At 66.4% G+C, this 15,041-nt stretch carries 27 protein-coding genes; all 27 read right to left on the bottom strand.

Annotated features, from left to right (window positions below; translation table 11 throughout):
• Positions 1-5: 5 nt before the first annotated feature.
• The 27 genes from ACLGIH_RS20465 to ACLGIH_RS20335 all read right to left on the bottom strand — a co-directional run bounded on the left by ACLGIH_RS20465 (position 6) and on the right by ACLGIH_RS20335 (position 15,031).
• Positions 6-884 (bottom strand): hypothetical protein, encoded by an 879-nt coding sequence (locus ACLGIH_RS20465; RefSeq protein WP_416526707.1) that lies wholly within the window; start codon positions 882-884, stop codon positions 6-8.
• A gap of 17 nt (positions 885-901) precedes the next feature.
• Positions 902-1,543 carry a hypothetical protein gene (locus tag ACLGIH_RS20460; RefSeq protein ID WP_416526706.1) on the bottom strand — a complete coding sequence of 214 codons (642 nt, stop codon included), beginning with the start codon at positions 1,541-1,543 and terminating at the stop codon, positions 902-904.
• Entirely contained in the window at positions 1,540-2,061 is a 522-nt protein-coding gene (locus ACLGIH_RS20455; protein WP_416526705.1) for a hypothetical protein, read from the bottom strand. The genes ACLGIH_RS20460 and ACLGIH_RS20455 overlap by 4 nt, the downstream gene beginning before the upstream one ends.
• Positions 2,042-2,401 (bottom strand): hypothetical protein, encoded by a 360-nt coding sequence (locus ACLGIH_RS20450; RefSeq protein WP_416526704.1) that lies wholly within the window; start codon positions 2,399-2,401, stop codon positions 2,042-2,044. The genes ACLGIH_RS20455 and ACLGIH_RS20450 overlap by 20 nt, the downstream gene beginning before the upstream one ends.
• A complete protein-coding gene (locus tag ACLGIH_RS20445) occupies positions 2,394-3,212 on the bottom strand; it encodes a hypothetical protein (protein ID WP_416526703.1) in 819 nt (272 codons plus the stop codon). The genes ACLGIH_RS20450 and ACLGIH_RS20445 overlap by 8 nt, the downstream gene beginning before the upstream one ends.
• A gap of 120 nt (positions 3,213-3,332) precedes the next feature.
• On the bottom strand, positions 3,333-3,857 hold the full coding sequence (locus ACLGIH_RS20440) for a hypothetical protein (protein ID WP_416526702.1): 525 nt from the start codon (positions 3,855-3,857) through the stop codon (positions 3,333-3,335).
• On the bottom strand, positions 3,857-4,438 hold the full coding sequence (locus tag ACLGIH_RS20435) for a hypothetical protein (protein ID WP_416526701.1): 582 nt from the start codon (positions 4,436-4,438) through the stop codon (positions 3,857-3,859). Before ACLGIH_RS20435 ends, ACLGIH_RS20440 begins: the two co-directional genes overlap by 1 nt.
• A 1-nt stretch (position 4,439) precedes the next feature.
• On the bottom strand, positions 4,440-4,829 hold the full coding sequence (locus ACLGIH_RS20430) for a hypothetical protein (RefSeq protein WP_416526700.1): 390 nt from the start codon (positions 4,827-4,829) through the stop codon (positions 4,440-4,442).
• A gap of 78 nt (positions 4,830-4,907) precedes the next feature.
• A complete protein-coding gene (locus ACLGIH_RS20425) occupies positions 4,908-5,207 on the bottom strand; it encodes a hypothetical protein (protein WP_416526699.1) in 300 nt (99 codons plus the stop codon).
• Complete coding sequence (locus ACLGIH_RS20420) at positions 5,194-5,571, bottom strand: hypothetical protein (protein ID WP_416526698.1); 378 nt, start codon at positions 5,569-5,571, stop codon at positions 5,194-5,196. The genes ACLGIH_RS20425 and ACLGIH_RS20420 overlap by 14 nt, the downstream gene beginning before the upstream one ends.
• 134 nt (positions 5,572-5,705) lie before the next feature.
• Entirely contained in the window at positions 5,706-5,978 is a 273-nt protein-coding gene (locus ACLGIH_RS20415; RefSeq protein WP_416526697.1) for a hypothetical protein, read from the bottom strand.
• Entirely contained in the window at positions 5,975-6,256 is a 282-nt protein-coding gene (locus ACLGIH_RS20410; protein ID WP_416526696.1) for a hypothetical protein, read from the bottom strand. The genes ACLGIH_RS20415 and ACLGIH_RS20410 overlap by 4 nt, the downstream gene beginning before the upstream one ends.
• 109 nt (positions 6,257-6,365) lie before the next feature.
• Positions 6,366-6,545 (bottom strand): hypothetical protein, encoded by a 180-nt coding sequence (locus tag ACLGIH_RS20405; protein WP_416526695.1) that lies wholly within the window; start codon positions 6,543-6,545, stop codon positions 6,366-6,368.
• A gap of 122 nt (positions 6,546-6,667) precedes the next feature.
• Positions 6,668-7,543: a hypothetical protein gene (locus ACLGIH_RS20400; protein ID WP_416526694.1), complete on the bottom strand. Its 876-nt coding sequence runs from the start codon at positions 7,541-7,543 to the stop codon at positions 6,668-6,670.
• A 307-nt stretch (positions 7,544-7,850) separates the two neighbouring features.
• Positions 7,851-8,348: a hypothetical protein gene (locus ACLGIH_RS20395; protein ID WP_416526693.1), complete on the bottom strand. Its 498-nt coding sequence runs from the start codon at positions 8,346-8,348 to the stop codon at positions 7,851-7,853.
• On the bottom strand, positions 8,345-8,632 hold the full coding sequence (locus tag ACLGIH_RS20390; protein WP_416526692.1) for a hypothetical protein: 288 nt from the start codon (positions 8,630-8,632) through the stop codon (positions 8,345-8,347). Before ACLGIH_RS20390 ends, ACLGIH_RS20395 begins: the two co-directional genes overlap by 4 nt.
• A complete protein-coding gene (locus ACLGIH_RS20385; protein ID WP_416526691.1) occupies positions 8,623-8,802 on the bottom strand; it encodes a hypothetical protein in 180 nt (59 codons plus the stop codon). The genes ACLGIH_RS20390 and ACLGIH_RS20385 overlap by 10 nt, the downstream gene beginning before the upstream one ends.
• 18 nt (positions 8,803-8,820) lie before the next feature.
• The gene (locus ACLGIH_RS20380; RefSeq protein ID WP_416526690.1) at positions 8,821-8,994 is read right to left on the bottom strand and encodes a hypothetical protein; all 174 of its coding nucleotides are present in this window, start codon (positions 8,992-8,994) and stop codon (positions 8,821-8,823) included.
• 59 nt (positions 8,995-9,053) lie between these two features.
• Positions 9,054-9,206 carry a hypothetical protein gene (locus ACLGIH_RS20375; RefSeq protein ID WP_416526689.1) on the bottom strand — a complete coding sequence of 51 codons (153 nt, stop codon included), beginning with the start codon at positions 9,204-9,206 and terminating at the stop codon, positions 9,054-9,056.
• A 150-nt stretch (positions 9,207-9,356) separates the two neighbouring features.
• Positions 9,357-9,845 (bottom strand): hypothetical protein, encoded by a 489-nt coding sequence (locus ACLGIH_RS20370; protein ID WP_416526688.1) that lies wholly within the window; start codon positions 9,843-9,845, stop codon positions 9,357-9,359.
• An 82-nt stretch (positions 9,846-9,927) separates the two neighbouring features.
• Positions 9,928-10,422, bottom strand: a complete 495-nt coding sequence (locus ACLGIH_RS20365) for a hypothetical protein (protein ID WP_416526687.1) — start codon at positions 10,420-10,422, stop codon at positions 9,928-9,930.
• 2 nt (positions 10,423-10,424) lie between these two features.
• Positions 10,425-11,111, bottom strand: a complete 687-nt coding sequence (locus tag ACLGIH_RS20360; protein ID WP_416526686.1) for a hypothetical protein — start codon at positions 11,109-11,111, stop codon at positions 10,425-10,427.
• 2,105 nt (positions 11,112-13,216) lie between these two features.
• Positions 13,217-13,387, bottom strand: a complete 171-nt coding sequence (locus ACLGIH_RS20355) for a hypothetical protein (protein WP_416526685.1) — start codon at positions 13,385-13,387, stop codon at positions 13,217-13,219.
• Positions 13,384-13,767 carry a hypothetical protein gene (locus tag ACLGIH_RS20350; RefSeq protein ID WP_416526684.1) on the bottom strand — a complete coding sequence of 128 codons (384 nt, stop codon included), beginning with the start codon at positions 13,765-13,767 and terminating at the stop codon, positions 13,384-13,386. The genes ACLGIH_RS20355 and ACLGIH_RS20350 overlap by 4 nt, the downstream gene beginning before the upstream one ends.
• Before the next feature lie 39 nt (positions 13,768-13,806).
• Entirely contained in the window at positions 13,807-14,130 is a 324-nt protein-coding gene (locus ACLGIH_RS20345) for a hypothetical protein (protein ID WP_416526683.1), read from the bottom strand.
• Positions 14,131-14,289: 159 nt separating this feature from the next.
• On the bottom strand, positions 14,290-14,637 hold the full coding sequence (locus tag ACLGIH_RS20340) for a hypothetical protein (RefSeq protein ID WP_416526682.1): 348 nt from the start codon (positions 14,635-14,637) through the stop codon (positions 14,290-14,292).
• 31 nt (positions 14,638-14,668) lie between these two features.
• Entirely contained in the window at positions 14,669-15,031 is a 363-nt protein-coding gene (locus ACLGIH_RS20335) for a hypothetical protein (RefSeq protein ID WP_416526681.1), read from the bottom strand.
• Positions 15,032-15,041 lie beyond the last annotated feature (10 nt).

Below are 15,041 nucleotides of genomic sequence, written 5' to 3'. Positions count from 1 at the left end.
TTCTCCTACTCGTAGATGCGGGTCTGGAGCTTGATGCGGCTGATCGGGCCGAATGCGTCGCAGATGGCGCCGGTGGTCTCGGCCCACGACCGCAGGCCCGGGACGCGCAGGACTTCGCTGATCGCGCCCTCGGGGGTGTAGAGGATGATCAGCTCGCGGTCGGGGATGTTCGCGTGGCCGGGCGTCCAGGCGGCGAAGTACTCGGACCCGGACTCCGTCACCCGGCCGTGGAAGCTGAAGACGGCCTGGTTGTAGGGGTCGAGGTCGGCGTTGATGATCTCCGGCGAGGGACGACCCCGGTTCGGCAGCTTCACCGCTCCGAACCGGCGGCCGAGCATGCTGTGCTGCACGGCGTACTCGCGGTCGCGGAACGTGAAGTAGGCGCTGTACGTCGCCTCAGTGACCGGCCGCCAGTCCTCGATGGGCATGTGGAGGTAGTCAACGGCGTAGCTCCACCACAGGCGTGCGGATTCCGGGGCCCACTCGTCGAGCGAGGCACCGTAGGACTCGCGCGGCTGGCACAGCACGGTGATGGACTCCGGCCGGCCGGGGCAACCGTTCGTCTGGAACTGGAACCACGTCGGGGTGCCGGCCGTGCCGCAGTCGTAGCACCGGGCCTCGTGCTCGGGGTCCTTGACCAGCCGGTGCCCCTCGACGATCCCGATGAACGCGCTCTCCGGCATGTGCACGTGGAGCGGGACGATGCGCGCCCGCAGCGCGGGGCGCCGGGTGTAGGACTCGCCGCAGGGCTCGCACACCGGGTCTCGGAAGGGCTTACGGTCCCCTTCGTCCTCGCGGATGGAGCCGATCAGCAGGTGGGTCGCGGTCTTCTTGCACGGCTCGTCGCCGGGGGCGACCGTGGAAGAGATGGTCGAACAGCGCATGAGGGTGGTTCCTCTCATCAAACGGTCGTGACGGGGCCTTCGGCCGCGAGCCAGTAGGTGTTGTAGCCGTAGTCGAAGCGCACCGGGCCGATGGCGTTCACCACCAGGTCCACGGCCTGGTGCCGGTCGAGGGTGACGCCCTGGGTCAGGTGCGCCATCGCGCTGAGCTGGGTGTCCCGCAGGAAGTGCAGGAGGTAGTACTTCGCCTCGTGGAACGGCAGGTAGATGGTGTGGCTGCCGTGCGGAACGGAGGGGCCAGGGTCGCTGCGCTGCCAGCCGGCGGACAGCTTCGGAGCGCCGGCGACCTCGGGGCCGGCCAGGTGCCGGTCGATCGCCTGGCCGGTCTCCTGCTCGAAGACGCGGCTCCAGACGAACGTGGCGTGGGACATCTCGATGTACGCCTTCAGCGCAGCATCCGCGTTGTCCGTGGCCCGCCTTTCGGCGAAGCGTTTCGAGTACGCCCATTCCCCGTGCACGAATCCGTCGTCCAGGCTCTTGCCCGGGTACAGGCGGCCGACGATCCACTCCGTGCTGCCGCTGGGGGCGTGCTCTCGGGCGCCGAGGAACTGCCCGTAGTAGCGATCGTCGTAGTGCTTTTGACGGGCCAGGTGGACGATCGTCCAGCCTTCGCCCCCGACGATGTCACCGATCTCCTTCATGCGGTGATCTCCTTCACTTTCTTCAGCTCCTCCACCGGCACGAGGAAGCGGACGGCCGGCGCTGCGGCGGATTGGCAGAGCAGGAATCCGGTGTTGGCGCCGACGTCGCCGTAGTCCTGGTCGACCTGCTCGAAGTTGATGACGGCGAAGTTCTGGCCGCCGCCGAAGGTGACCAGGTCCCCGGGCTCGATTCCGAAACAGGGCGTCCAGTGATCGGCGGCGTAGTACTGAACCCACGGATCAGCGATTTCCTCCGGCTTGTCGTAGACGCCGATCAAGCTGGGGGGGCCGATCCGGTTCGGGCAGTCGGCCATGACCCGGCCGGCGCCGTCGACGATCTCGATGACCAGCGGGGCCAAGCGGCCGGCATGCATTGCTGCTGTGTCCTTGGCCTCCCACCACTCACTGCCTACCGGGTACGCGCCGGGCTCGTCGTCCGACTGGGCCCGGACCCTGATCCTGGGCAGCGGTACTGGCGGACCGGATTCGGTCCGCGTCTCAGGCGCGAGTGTCGACACCGGTGGTCTCCTTCGTGATCGGGTAGTCGGCCTCGGCGTCGGGGTGCGGGTACTTGTCGCGCTCCTGCTCCGTGCTCTTGATGCGGCCCTCCCACGCGCCGACGTGCCGCAGGCACTCGATGTACTTGTCCATCGACCGCCAGTTCCAGGGGTCGGGGGCCCCGTAGCTGTTCTGGAGGGACTGGACCTCCTTCCACAGCCGCGCCAGCTCCGGACACTGGCTGCCGGTGTGGTGCAGGTGGAGGTATCCGCCGGGAAATACCACACGGATGTTGCAGCCACAGGGAAGCTGGTAGTCCCCGGATGCCAGGCCGATCTTTTCGGCCTTGATGTCAGCCATGCTGAACCGCCTCGTTTTCCGTTTCCGGGTAGATGAATTCGGGCTCGTCGCCCTCGGGCCGGTATCCGCCTCCGACGGTGTCCGTCCAGGAGTAGCCGCCCGGCATCCGGGCGGTGTCGAGGGACAGCCGGTCCGGATCGAACGGGAGACGTACGGTGCCGCGCACCCGCACCGAGTGACCGGAGCCGTTCCACGTGTCGAGCACGAGCAGCTCCGGGTCGGTCCACTGCACCGTGATCTCGGGCACCGGGTCGCTCCAGCGCACCTTGCACACGGCCTCGTAAACCGGCTTCACGCTGCCGCGCCACAGCACGTACAGGCCGCCGCCGTAACTGGCGTGCGCCACCAGCTCCCGCAATGCGCCGACGTTGTCCCAGAAGTCGAGGCCGGCCGCGTCACCGAGAGTTCGTGCTGCGTCCTCGGTCTCCTCGTCCGAGAATCGCCACGGGTCGGCCTTCGCCTCACCGTCGAGCCGGTAGCGGAACAGCTTCGAGCCGGTCTCGCGCATCAGGTCGCTGATCGGGTCCGACTCGTCACGCTCTTCGATGGCCTCGCGGACCTGGTCCAGGGCGCCGTGCTCCTCCAGCCACTCCCGGGCGTCCTGGTCCAGCAGGTTCTCTAGGACGTACTTCGTACCGTGCCACCTGTTCTCGGACTCCCACTCGACGTCCAGCACGTCTTCGTCACCGGCGAGCAGCTTCCGGATCTGCTCGTCGCTCAGGCACTGGCCGCGGTCGACGTAGACCAGCCCGTACTTCTCGTCGAGCCGGGACACCACCAATTCAGCGGCTGCACTTGCGAGATCGGTCATCGAAATGTCGGCCACACTCATTCCTCTCTGCGACTTTCATCAGCGCCCGGCGCGGGAATCGAACCCGCCGGATACCGCATAGGGGAGGACGGCACCGCTGCTCGTCGGCCGGGCAGGCACTCAGAAGGGGGAGCCGAAGACGGTCACGCCCTCGATCGCTTCAGGGTCCTTCCCCTCACGCATCGCGCACCCCGGGCAGGTGATCTTGTGCCAGTGGGTGGGGGTGGGGTAGGTGAGGTGTCCGTCCTTGTACGGGCGGCGGCCGTCAGTCGTCTCCAGCAGCACGCCACACCGGGTCGACTGCCAGGTCTGGCTGGTCTCCCGGTCCTCGAACCCGGTTGCCGACATGACGTGCTTGGCGTCGGCCGGCATGTCCCACGTTGCGATCCACTTGCGGCCGGCCGCCAGCTCACACGCGCACAGGTTCGCGATGAACCCGGTGTGCACCCACACCCGCATGTAGATCCGGGTGTGGGTCATGTCCCGGCAGACCGGCACGTACGGAAGGGTCGGCTGCTCCCCCTCCAGTACGTGCAGCGCCTGCCACTCGTTGCGCGAATTCACGTCGTGCGGGTCCAACAACGAAACCCGCGCGCCCGGCTTGATTCCCTTCAGGAAGTCGGTCGCCGCCTGTATCGTCACCATCAGTTCGCTCCCACCTTCGTGATCTTGTTCGTGCACTTCGGGCACAGCAGGTCGCCATCCCCGTCCCGGTCCAGGTCGTAAAGCCGGTACTTCTGCCCGCGGGGGCCGACGCCCTCGACGTAGAACTGCCAGTGGAAGGTGTTCTCGGTCTCGAATGCGTGGCCACCCTCGCACTCCATCCACGCGTCGGTGACCTTCAGAAAGTCGTCGGGCTCGTCGCAGGTGAGCCGGTAGAAGTTCGGGTCCTTGACGTGGCTCGGCTGTGAGACCGCGACGAAGTACGTGCCGTTGAGCTTGAAGATCGTGTAGTGGAGCGCCTCGTCGATCCACGAGATGAAGTTCGACGTGTGCTCGGTCTTCAGCTCACCGCTCCAGTGGGGCGGCTCGACCGTCATGCCGTACCGCTTCAGCCAGTTCAGGAACTGGATCGGGCCGTACGGGTAGTCCTGCCAGGTCGCGTGCTTCTCCGACCACTTCTCGTACAGGACGTCGAGCCGGTCGAATTCCTCGGCCTTGTCGTCCAGCCACGCGGACCACTCGCCGATAATCCCGTCGCCCTCGAACCGCAGGTTGATTCCCATATCACGCTCCGTCGTGTTCCGAGATGCCGTTCTTTCCCTTGCACGCGGCGCACTCGCAGGAGTACGCCCGGTGCAGCTCGCTGACGTCGAAGGCGCCCTCGATGGGCCAGGGCGCGCAGTCCTGGAAGGCGTTCATGCGGACGGTGACCATGGAGCCGGCCGTCACGCCGACCACGTAGCCCTCGTAGGTGAACGGGGAGCGCGCCGTCGTGAGCGAGCACTGGCTGGCGGGGACCTTGTAGAAGGGCCGCACGCGGACCAGCATTCGGCCCTCCACGAGAGTTTCGGGGGACTCCCCGGCGTGCGTGATCGGCTCCCCGATCGGCCGAACCTCACGGCTGAACGCCGTGTGCTTGACGTACGTCTCGACGTCGGTAGTCGTTCCGTCCATTGCTCCTCCATTTCGCTACGGCTGGCAGGCGAAAGCCCGGGGCGCGGCGTTGCTGCTGCGTCCTGGACTTCCGTTAGCTCAGTCGCTTATTGGTGTGCGGGTGCCGTCGATGTGCACCACGAATTGCTGACGGAATGCGCGGCCCTGGTACTCGCGGACCATCACGCGGAATTGCGGCTCGCCTTTTCGCTGGCGTGCTCGCATATGGCGGACGCAGTACGCCGTCACCGGGTCGGTTTCCAGCCCGTCTCCGCGCGGCTTGAGTTCCACGTACCGAGTCGCCGTGTTGACCCACTCGGCCGGTTGATCACCGGCCGGAGGCACGTACTGCTGGAGCATGAAGAACCACAGCAGGCCGGCCGACTCAGGCGTACGCACCTGCCTCCAGCTCGGTGCCGACCGAGACCCCGTACGACGACCAGCGCACCCGCGTATCCCGGTCGCCGACGATGTTGAACAGGATCTGCTGGTACCGCTTGGCGTTGGGGTACTCGTGCCAGTCCTCGGCGTACTCCCGGGCCATCTCGATGGTCGGGAACGGGATCTCGACCGGCTCACCGTGGTAGTAGTGCGTGGTCAGGCTGCCGCCGATCGGCAGGATGCGGAACCGCTCGCCTTCCGGCGGCATCTCGCCCTCGAACATGTAGCCGTCGGTCGAGTACCAACCACGCGCCTTGCCCATGTACTCCGCCTCGGCCGCCGCGCGGTCCTGGTAGGTGGTGAGCGTCGCTACTCGCGGCACCGGATGCGTGCAGCGCGGCGGCCACCCACCGGGTGTCCGGTGGTACCGCGGGCGCGGACCGGGGTCGTACCCCGGCTCCGTCAGCAGGCAACACGGTTCCAGAATGCAGACCGTGAACATGTGCAGTCCCCTTCTCAGAACTTGAGCAGGTCACGGAGAACCTTCGGTCCGCCATTCGGGTTGACCGTGGACATGCGGTGGCCGTTCAGCAGCACGGTGGAGCCGTCGTCGTGCTGGACGTCGTACCAGCCGTTGAAGTGCTTGCCGCCGGGGTCGATGTCCCCGTTCCGCTCGAACTGCTCCTGGGTGACCACCCCCCACTTTTGGTCGTAGTAGTTGAAGACCTTGAGGCCGGCCGTGATCTCGACTCCGTCGTACGTGTGCGTCTCGTCGCTGCGGTCGATCACTGGCACGCCTCCGTGCACTCGTGGTGGCTGTCGCCGCACTCGTCCTTCTCGGTGTGCTGCTCGATGAGCGACTCAGCGGCCTCCGGGTCGCCGAACACCTGCCATAGTGCGTACGCAGCCTCGGCCTCACCGCAGTTCAGGTGGCAGTCGTAGCCGTTGGGCAATTCGACCAGGACCCACCGCCACTGTTTTACGAAGGCACGGGCCGTCTCCACCTGGTGTCGCATGCGGGCGGTCTCTTGCTTGCGCCGCAGCGCCTTCATTCGTCGCGCGTTCACTAACCCTCCTTCGGCTATTCGATTGACGGAGACTGAAATTCAGGATGGACAGCGAGCAGGGAGCTGCTCGAACCAGGCACGCACCCTGTCGATGAACGCGGCCCATCGCCTACTTTTCGTCGGTGTCGTTCTCCTCGTTCGCCACGCGCGTCAGGTACTCGTCCAATTCCGCGGCCTGCCCCTGCTCGTCCACGAACCTGATCAGGAGGTCGAGCACCGTGTTGTCCGTCCACCCCTGCGCGTCCTGGAGGCGGTCGATCACCTTTGTCACCGAGTTCGAGCCCAGCACTTGAAACTCCCTCGCTCCGCCATTCGATGGACGGATCTAGAATTCAGGATGGACAGCGAAAAGGGAGCCGCCCGGCACATACGCGCCCTACGGCTCCCAATCCGTCGAATGGTGCAGTTGTCCTACTGCACGACCAGCTTCTCGATTTCCGCCCAGGTGTCGTCCCAGTGCTGCCGGACGTCCTCCGGGATGTCCTCGTACGCCACCGCTCGGCTGGGCCAGAGCCGCACCCACCGCTTCAGCCCGTCGGATTCCGCCCTCGACGGCTTGACCCGCAGGTCAACGGTCGGCTCCGGGTTGTGCTTGTTGTTGCAGGTGGCGTCGATGACGGCTGGAACCAGCACGCCGCACTCCTGAATGAGAATGCGCATGCCGTTCTTGACGTCCATCGGCGGTTCCTGTGCGCGCTGTGCCTGGGTTCGGTCCCACCACTGGCGGAACTCCCACAGCCGGTGCTCGACCGGGAATCGCTCACGGAATGCGGCCTCGTACCGGTCGGCCTCGGCCGCCCACTCGGCCCGCTCCCGGTCGGTGTACTCCTCCGTCGGGTTGGGGATGAACGGCCACTGCTTGCCGGTGCGCGCCCGCTCCTCCTTGTACCGCTGGTCCGTCCACTCCCGGACCGTCAGCCCGGCCGGGTATCGGTTCAGCTTGCTGCCCGGTGCGGCTCGCCCGCGGAACTCGCCGATGATGCGCGGGAACCACTCGGCGGTCATCCGCTCGATGTCCCCCCTCTCGTCGGCGAGCATCTGCTGGGCCTTCGGGTCGGCCGCCAGGTGCTTGCGCGCCAGGTCGCGTACCTGATTGATCGCCGGTCCGTGATCGCCCTCGATGACGTGCCGCACACCGTCGGCCGTCACCCAGGCCACGACCTGCCGCTTCACGACCACCTTGTACATGCAGTCCGTGGGCCGGACCGGATTGCGGCCGTTCTGCATGTAGGTGTCGTGCCTGGAGTCCGCCGCCGCCAGGAACCGCGCGTACTCCTCATCTGACATCACGCCCTGCGGCCACGGAGACTCACACACGCGGAACTCTTCGCCTTCAACGTGCTTGAAACGGAAGACGTTCAGCATGCGCATTCGCTCGACCGCGTCGATAGCATCGCCCATTCGCAATACCCTGCCCCCTCGCAAAAACGAGATGAAAAAAGCGCCACCCGTACGGCGGCGCTTCGAGTTGCTGCTGCATCCCTGCCGACCCGCGGTCGGCCGGAGCCACAGCCCGACTGATTGCATGTCGCGCACAGCCACCGCCGGCCTCGATGCCCCCTGACACCGAGGCCGACTGAAGCCATCTACGCGTCTACTGCTCCAGCTCCCAGCGGCACTTGTCCCGGTTCCAGCGCCCGCGCTCCGCGTACGCCGCGATCTGCGCCCGCTCTTGCTCCCGAAACCTGCTTGGGTCGACCGGCCGCATCTCGTGTGTGGGCATCTCCCGGTCACGTCCGAAGGTGGGACCGAGCACGAGGTTTGCGCCGGGCGGGAATCCGTCGTAGACGTAGGACCACAGCACGAGCCGGTCAGGCTCCCGGTAGTCCTCCGCCAGCAGCCCGACCCGGGACCCCGCGGGCTTGCCAACCGCGTTCACGTACTGCATCCGCACCCACAGGCCCGGCACCAGCTCGGCCGTCGTGAGCGGCCTGTCGACCTGCTGGAGTTCACGCACCCGCGCCGCGAGTTCTTTCCGCTCGGCCTCTGACCGTACGCGCGGCCTCGGCTGGTTCATCGCTTCCCGCTCCGCCTTCTCGGCCTCCGTCAGCTCAGGCCGCGGGCCGATCGGGTACCTGCGTGCTCGCGTCATGCCTCTACTCCCTCCCGACGCGCCATGCGCGGCGCGACCTTGTTCTGGTTCGCGGCGAAACCCCGGGCCCACCACACGGCGGACAGCAGGTTGGGCCGTAGCACGATCCCGGACGCCGTCTCCTCCCGCGCGAAATACGTCGGCTGAGCCAGCGAGCGACGGCATTCCTGCACACGCTCGGGCGCCGATCCGGGCGGGGTGGTCATCTCGAACGTGACCCAGCGAGCGCGAGCCCTCCAGGTCTTTTCCCCGGCCTCCAAGTGCGGCAGCGGGATCAGCGGCATACCTCTTCCTTTCGGTCGATCAGGCGAATGGCGAGCTTGACCGTGCGCGTGAAATCCGCGCGTTTGCGACCGCTCTTCGTCTTGCCGTACAGCGGACACAGCAGGTTCAGTCGGGGCATTTCCTGGCCCGAGATGGTGACGGACAGCGGAATGGTGGTGCACGCGCGCATTGCACTTGTCTCCTTTACTCAGCCGGTCCGGTGCGCCGTCATGCGCCGGATTTCTATGTCGATGTCCTGCCGGAGGAACCGCCGATTGCGCGCCGCCTGGAACCAGCGGTACTCGAAGGCGTGCGCCGGAATCTCGTGCCGAATGGTCCGCAGGTGCGCGAGCCGGTCGCGCGTCTCCTGGGAACGGCGCACCGCGCTAGGCCGGTCGAATCGGATGCTGCGTCGAGCCGCAGCACGAAGCAGCGAGCGCCTCACTTCTGACCGCCGATCTCGGCCGGGTCGATCACGACCGTGCGGCCGTTCTCGTCGGTGGCCTCGATCGGACCGGCGGCCAGGGCGAGCGCGGTACCCAGCTCCAGGAAGGTCCGGGTCTGGCCGGCCGTGTCGATGATCTTGTACGTCATGGGTTTCCCTTCGGGCATGAAAATGGCGCCCCACCGAATGCGGAGCGCCGGTTGCTGCTGTGTCCGTGCGGATTGACGGACCGATCGTCGAAGCGGCACAGCCCCTCTCGTGCGAGGGAACGTCAGGGACCATGCCGCCGCGAGGATGGGTCAGAGCGTGTCGTCTTCACTGCTGGCCACGCGTCCACCGTTCTCCCGGCGGTACACGCGGTCACAGCCGGAGCAGTACTGCGTGACGTACCGGGATGAGGACCGATCGCAGAATTCCGGCTGGAGGACGTACCCGGTCGCGCCGCACAACATTTCGCGTTCGTTGTCCTCACGCGTGATGCACGCGTACTTCCCGGCCTTACGGAATCGTCCGGCCGGGAGGACGTCGGACCCGTCGATGATTTCCAGGCCGTACCAGATTTCCCCGCCGCGCACGCACGCCAGCACTGTGAGGTAATCACCCGACCGGTCGGCGAACTCTCCCACCGTCTTCCAGTCGTAGTCGATCACCCCGTCTCCGACGAGCCGGGACACGTGCTCACGGAACGCGGGGCCGATGTCGTCGCGCGGGACGCGTCGCGCGTACACGTCGGGAACCGTGATCGGCTCCATGTCCATATGCGCGATCGGTTCGGTGATGCTGGGCATTGCTGCCCCCTTTCTGGGCATGGAAAAGGGCGCCACCCCGTGACGATTCCTCGCCCGGAATGGCGCCCCGGTATGCGCTGCGTCAGGCGCCGGTCGAATAGCGGACCGATGCGCCGTGCTTGCGCGCGTAGACGTGAACCGTCAGGTTGTCCCGACCGTCGAGGATGCCGACGCGCAACCACTCGCCGGTCAGTCCGCCGTCGGCCAGCCGCCTACGCGTCGCGGCCTTGATCTCGGCCGGGACCTCAGCGGCCTTGATCGGCCGGTACTTCGGCGTGGGCTCCGCCTTGACCGGCTCCGGCGCGGTCGACGTCGCCGCACGCACCACCCGGCGCCGCTCCGGCTTCGCCGCCTTGAACGTCACCGGGATGTCGCACGGCCGCTTCGTCTCGCCGAGCGTGCCGGGCGCGGGCCGCAAGTTGGCGTGCGCGATCCGGGCCGCCTGCTGGCCGCGCATCCGGCGTCGCTTCTTCGCGGTGTTCTCCCCGGCGAGCGCGGCCAGCGCGCCCATGACGTGGCGACTGTTGGCAGACTGCATGGCCGTGATCGTGCTGTAGGCCATCGGGCGGTTGCTCATGGTCAGTTCCCCTTGAACTTGGCGGCGTTGCGGAATTTCTTGATGTCCGCGCGAGCGGCCTTTGCGGCGTCGGTGTCACCACGCGCGAGCGCGTCACGCTCGCGGGCAATGGCGTCGTGCAGGTTCTTACGCGCGGCCTCACGCGCGGCGTGCGCGTTTTCCACGCGCGTGGCCTCACGCGTGCGCAGGGTTTTGGCATGCTGCGCCGCAACTTCGCGCGCCACGTTCGCGCGCAATTCCGGCGTCATGCGCTTTGCGGCAGTCATGCCGACGCGCGAGTTATAGACGATCTTCTCGGCACCCTTGGAACGCGTCGCCGCAGCAGCGCGCGTCTTACGGCGTCCATCCTTGGCTTTCGGGTGCAGCTTTTCACCAGCGCTCTTACGCAGCCCAGTGGGCACACTTGTGGTGCCGATGGTATTCCGCACACCCTTGGCACCGCGCGTCATGGTCAAGCGCGCGTCCGCTTTCGGGGGGTCGTACTTCGAGCGCGCGGCCGGATTGTTCGCGGGCAACTCCCGGAACTGCGGCGCGGTCGGCAGGGTCTGCAAGTGCGCGCGTGCGCTTTCGGTGGCCTGCTCACGCGCGAAATTCTCGCGGTAAAGCTGTGACGACGACTTGTCCTCCGTGTCAAGTCCAGAGAACAGCGGCTTTCCGTACTTCCTACGCGCAATCTTCGGAGTCGGCATAGGTCCCCCCCTTGTGTTACGAGGTTGGCAATGATCAACAAGTGGTTAGGCAACAAACCATGCGCGGGGGCGAGAAAATCCCGGGGGACTACTCGCCCCCGCCATGGCAAACACTGAATCGGTCCCGTTGTGGCGGTCCGGTCATCAGTGGCTAGGTGGCGCACGCTTGCTAGGCATACGTCACCCCTTGTGCTAATCGCCGAGCTAATCCGCAGCCATGCTCTTAGTGGTGCGAGCAAGGATCATTCGGTATCGGGCAAGGGATAAAGGCCGCTGGTTTCCCTTTACGGCACACCGCCTAGCGACACACTCGCGCCCCTACCTTGAGCAAGAACGTATGTGTTCGGCGTCCACTTTCCCGCTTGACGTCACTCACGTAACGCGCACGGATTAGCTATCAATATTCGCCAGACAGGCCACCAGTCCTCACGGATATGGCGCATTGCCAAGCGCACACGTGTTTCGCAGCACGTGCACCACACGCACCCGCCGGGAATCGCGGGGGGAGCTGGAAAAAGCACAGCTCTACCTAGGTCCATGCACTCGCCCGGCGTGTCCGGGGGTGCTATGCGAGTCGTCGTTGCCCGCTCCGTTCCCTTGCTGTCCCCGCCCCCTCTCGGTTGCGGTGACAAGGAAGACATTAGAGGAACTCGGGGGCTCTGTGTACCTGTTTTCGCGGGGAATCCTGAGGAGTCTGCGTTTATGCAGGTCAGAGGCTTGCAGCCATCTCGTTTATTTGCCTTCCCTTTACCTAAAGGTAAGATCACTAGTGCTCTGCGACCCTTACATTCCATGATCACGGCGCCGTCGGCGCCTTATTGGGGGCGATTTTCAATAAGGCCGAAAAGGGCCTCTGAGCTGCGAAAATGCGATTTCCTGACACAGCGTCAGTAACGCTTGTCGGCACCTTGCAAGCGGCCCCGACGGGCCCGAATTCTCTACGCAGAGTGAGAAAACCCGCAGAAATTCACGGAAAGTAGTCGCGGCCGTGTGCGCTCCCCTGGGGGCCGCTCCCCCCGCCGGGGGCCGTCCCTCCGGCGCCGCTCCCCCGGGCCCGCATACGGCCGGTGACGTGCTCGCATGGCGCCAATTCGGCCCGGCCGCCCGGCCGTACGGGGGCCGTCAGTACCCGTGTGCGCCCGCCTCGCGGCCTGTCTCGCTGTCCGCGTCGCTCGGTACCCTCACGGGGTCCGGCGCGTCAGAGGGGCGCTCAGCGCTTCGCCACCACATACCAGGGCATGACGGACACGCCCTAGAAAATGCCAGGGCGCGAAAATTCGGGGGTTCTGAAGTATCTGCCCCTCTTGCTACGTATAAGAGTGAAGAGAGGATGAGCATGCTTGCCCCGCTGTGCAGCTTGTGCCGTGCTCGTGCGTGTGTATGGCCTACGCGTGGCATGCGGGCTATGAGGTGGTAACCCCCACTTGCCCTGGAAATAGCTTATGCCAGGGCCGCACCGTATACCCCTAAGCGCCCTCTTTAGGCAGTGCCTCACGATTGCCTGCCCGCGCGGAGTAACAGCAGGATTGCGATTTACGCACCATGTGCCGGAATTTGCTGAAATTCGCTCGGCAAAGCGATGGGCCGCCGTCCACTTGCATCACGCCTCGCGCACGGTCGGTCACTGTGCGTCTACACTTACTTGGTGTAAGGAATCTTACGCCCTGTAATATGGGGCATAGGCGTACATGCGCGACTTAGCAGACATGGAGAGCCTTTGCAGCAGAGGCGGGTATAGCTCGTAATCTCCGCCAACACCCCAAGACTCCCGAAGTGGCGCGAAAGCCCCGTGGGGGTCGAATCCTCGCGAAAGGCACCCCCCACCATTAATCGGGCAAAGCGAACGTCGGGGGGCCTGGTGCTCCATACGCATATCGGCCCTCCCTCCAGAGGCAGTGTCCATGCCGACGGCAGTGGCCGCGGGCCTGGGTTACCGGAGCCGGACATGCGCTGCCCGGCGTGCTCCAGGAGCCGGCGGCCCTCGACGGGGGTAGCGAGAGCCGCCGGCGCTTGATGGTGAGGCTGGCCCGTCCTGCTCCACACATGGGGCCAGCCTCAGCTCGACCGTAGCGGATGCCCGGTCGAAAAATGGCGGGGGGCTGGATTCAGCGCGGGGGCTGGGGCCCCATTCCGAGTTCCCACAGCAGGTGCTCGACGCTGTCGTCATCGCTGAGGACCCAGTTGAGCGCGCTGGCAGCGATGTCCCGGGCCTTGTCGTGGCCCTGCTGCTGCTCCAGCGCATCCATGGCCTCGTCGATGTCCTGCTTCGACTTCACGTGGTCGCTCCCTCCGCCGAGGGTGTCTGAGGCAGTCGACCCCTGCGGAGGCGCCGGCGGTGCCGGCGCTTCTCGCGCTGGTCGGCCGTCTTGCTGTTCCAGACGCGGTGGTAGTGCCAGGGCTTGCGGGCGTTCACGCATTCCTCGGCCAGGCAGTACAGGGGCTCGTCGTCGCGGATGCGAGGCCGGCGGGTGAGGCACAGGGTGCAGGCGACGGCGTTCTCCGCGTCGAGGTCGGCCTTCCACTGGGCTGAGAGGCGGGCCCAGGACGCTTCTCGGTCCCGTTCCGCCTCCTCGGGGGTCCGCTGCGGGAGCGAGGCCCGGTACAGCCTGCCGGCCTCCGCCAACAACTCGTCGCTGCTTCGGCGTGGTTGAGTCATGGCGGCAGGCTAGTGCGTACGCAGTTGCGTACGCAGCCGTCAGTGCTTGTTGGCTTGTTCCCGGATCTTCGCGACGACGATCTCGTGGGCGGCCTCGGCCTCGATGAGCGTGCACGGGTGGTGGCCGACCCATTCGTCAGTCCATCGGTCACCGCGGCGGACGCCGGTGTGGAACATGTCGCCGGCGCACGTGACCTGGACGTCGTGACCCTCCCACAGCGTGCGCACGAGCACGTCGTCGACCTGAGTTTCGGCGACCAGGCGGTAGTCGTCGTCCTCATACAGCCTCGCCCACTCCATCAAATCGAGTGGCCGGCCGTCCTTGTCCCGGCGGGCGACTCGTGCTTCGGCCGGCTCGCTCATTGCTCCTCCAGGCTGGGATTTTTGCGTCGCGTCGCCTGCCGGGAGCAGGCTCCGCTCGGACCATGTTGCGCGATGAACTGCCGATCGCAACCGAGCTTCTACGGAAGATCCTCGTGATCGAGAAACAGCGGAGGGCCCGAGAAGAACCCGGGCCCTCCGTCATGTCCGGGGGTCGGGCTGGTCCGCGAAGCGGAGGTAGCGTCCCGGTTCGCTGAGGATGCCCAGCGTGTGCATGACGTAGTGAGTGCGGGCCCAGTGCGCCATGAGCGCGCTGTGGTTTTCGGTGAGCTTTTTGCGCGTGCACTCGGGGCAGCCGGGGAGCGGGTCGGCGGTGGTCCCGTGGTCGGCGATGTGGTGCTCGATGAGCTGGGAGAGCGCGGCGCCGGCGTCTCCGCTGCGCTGCCGGTCGGGGTCCTGCGCGACAGTGATCAGTTTGGCGCAGCGGGGGCAGGGCTCTTGGGGGCGGAGGATGACGGGGCTGTTCGACTGGCGCACGTCTTCGCTCATGCGCGCATGGTAGCTGGCCAGTAGCGGTGTGCTAACTGGCCTCTCGTCGTGGGGGGTTGCCGGCCGTGGTGGCGGCTTCGCGGGCCAGCTCGGCGACGGCGGCCTTGATGTCGTCGGGGGTGAGGGTCTGGGTGCGCGGTTCGGCCTGGGCGATGCGGGCCCAGATGGTGCGGGTGGTGAGGGCGTAGGCGGTGAGGCAGGGGGCCGGCTGCTGGCAGGTGGGGCAGCGGCCGTTGTCGTCGGCTTGGTGGTACTGGAGGGCCTCGTCGATGCGGATGCGCTTGTCGAGCGCTTCTGCGCGCCAGGCGCCGCGGTCGGCGAGGACTTCGACGTGGCGGGTTGAGGTGACCGTGTGGGGCCAGCATTCGGCCCATCGGTTTGCGTAGCGCGTCATGTGACCTCCT

This window comes from Streptomyces hamibioticus, assembly GCF_047946815.1.
In the GTDB taxonomy this organism is placed as follows: domain Bacteria; phylum Actinomycetota; class Actinomycetes; order Streptomycetales; family Streptomycetaceae; genus Streptomyces.
Note: the sequence above shows the minus strand (reverse complement) of the source record. Positions and strands in the feature narration are given on the sequence as shown.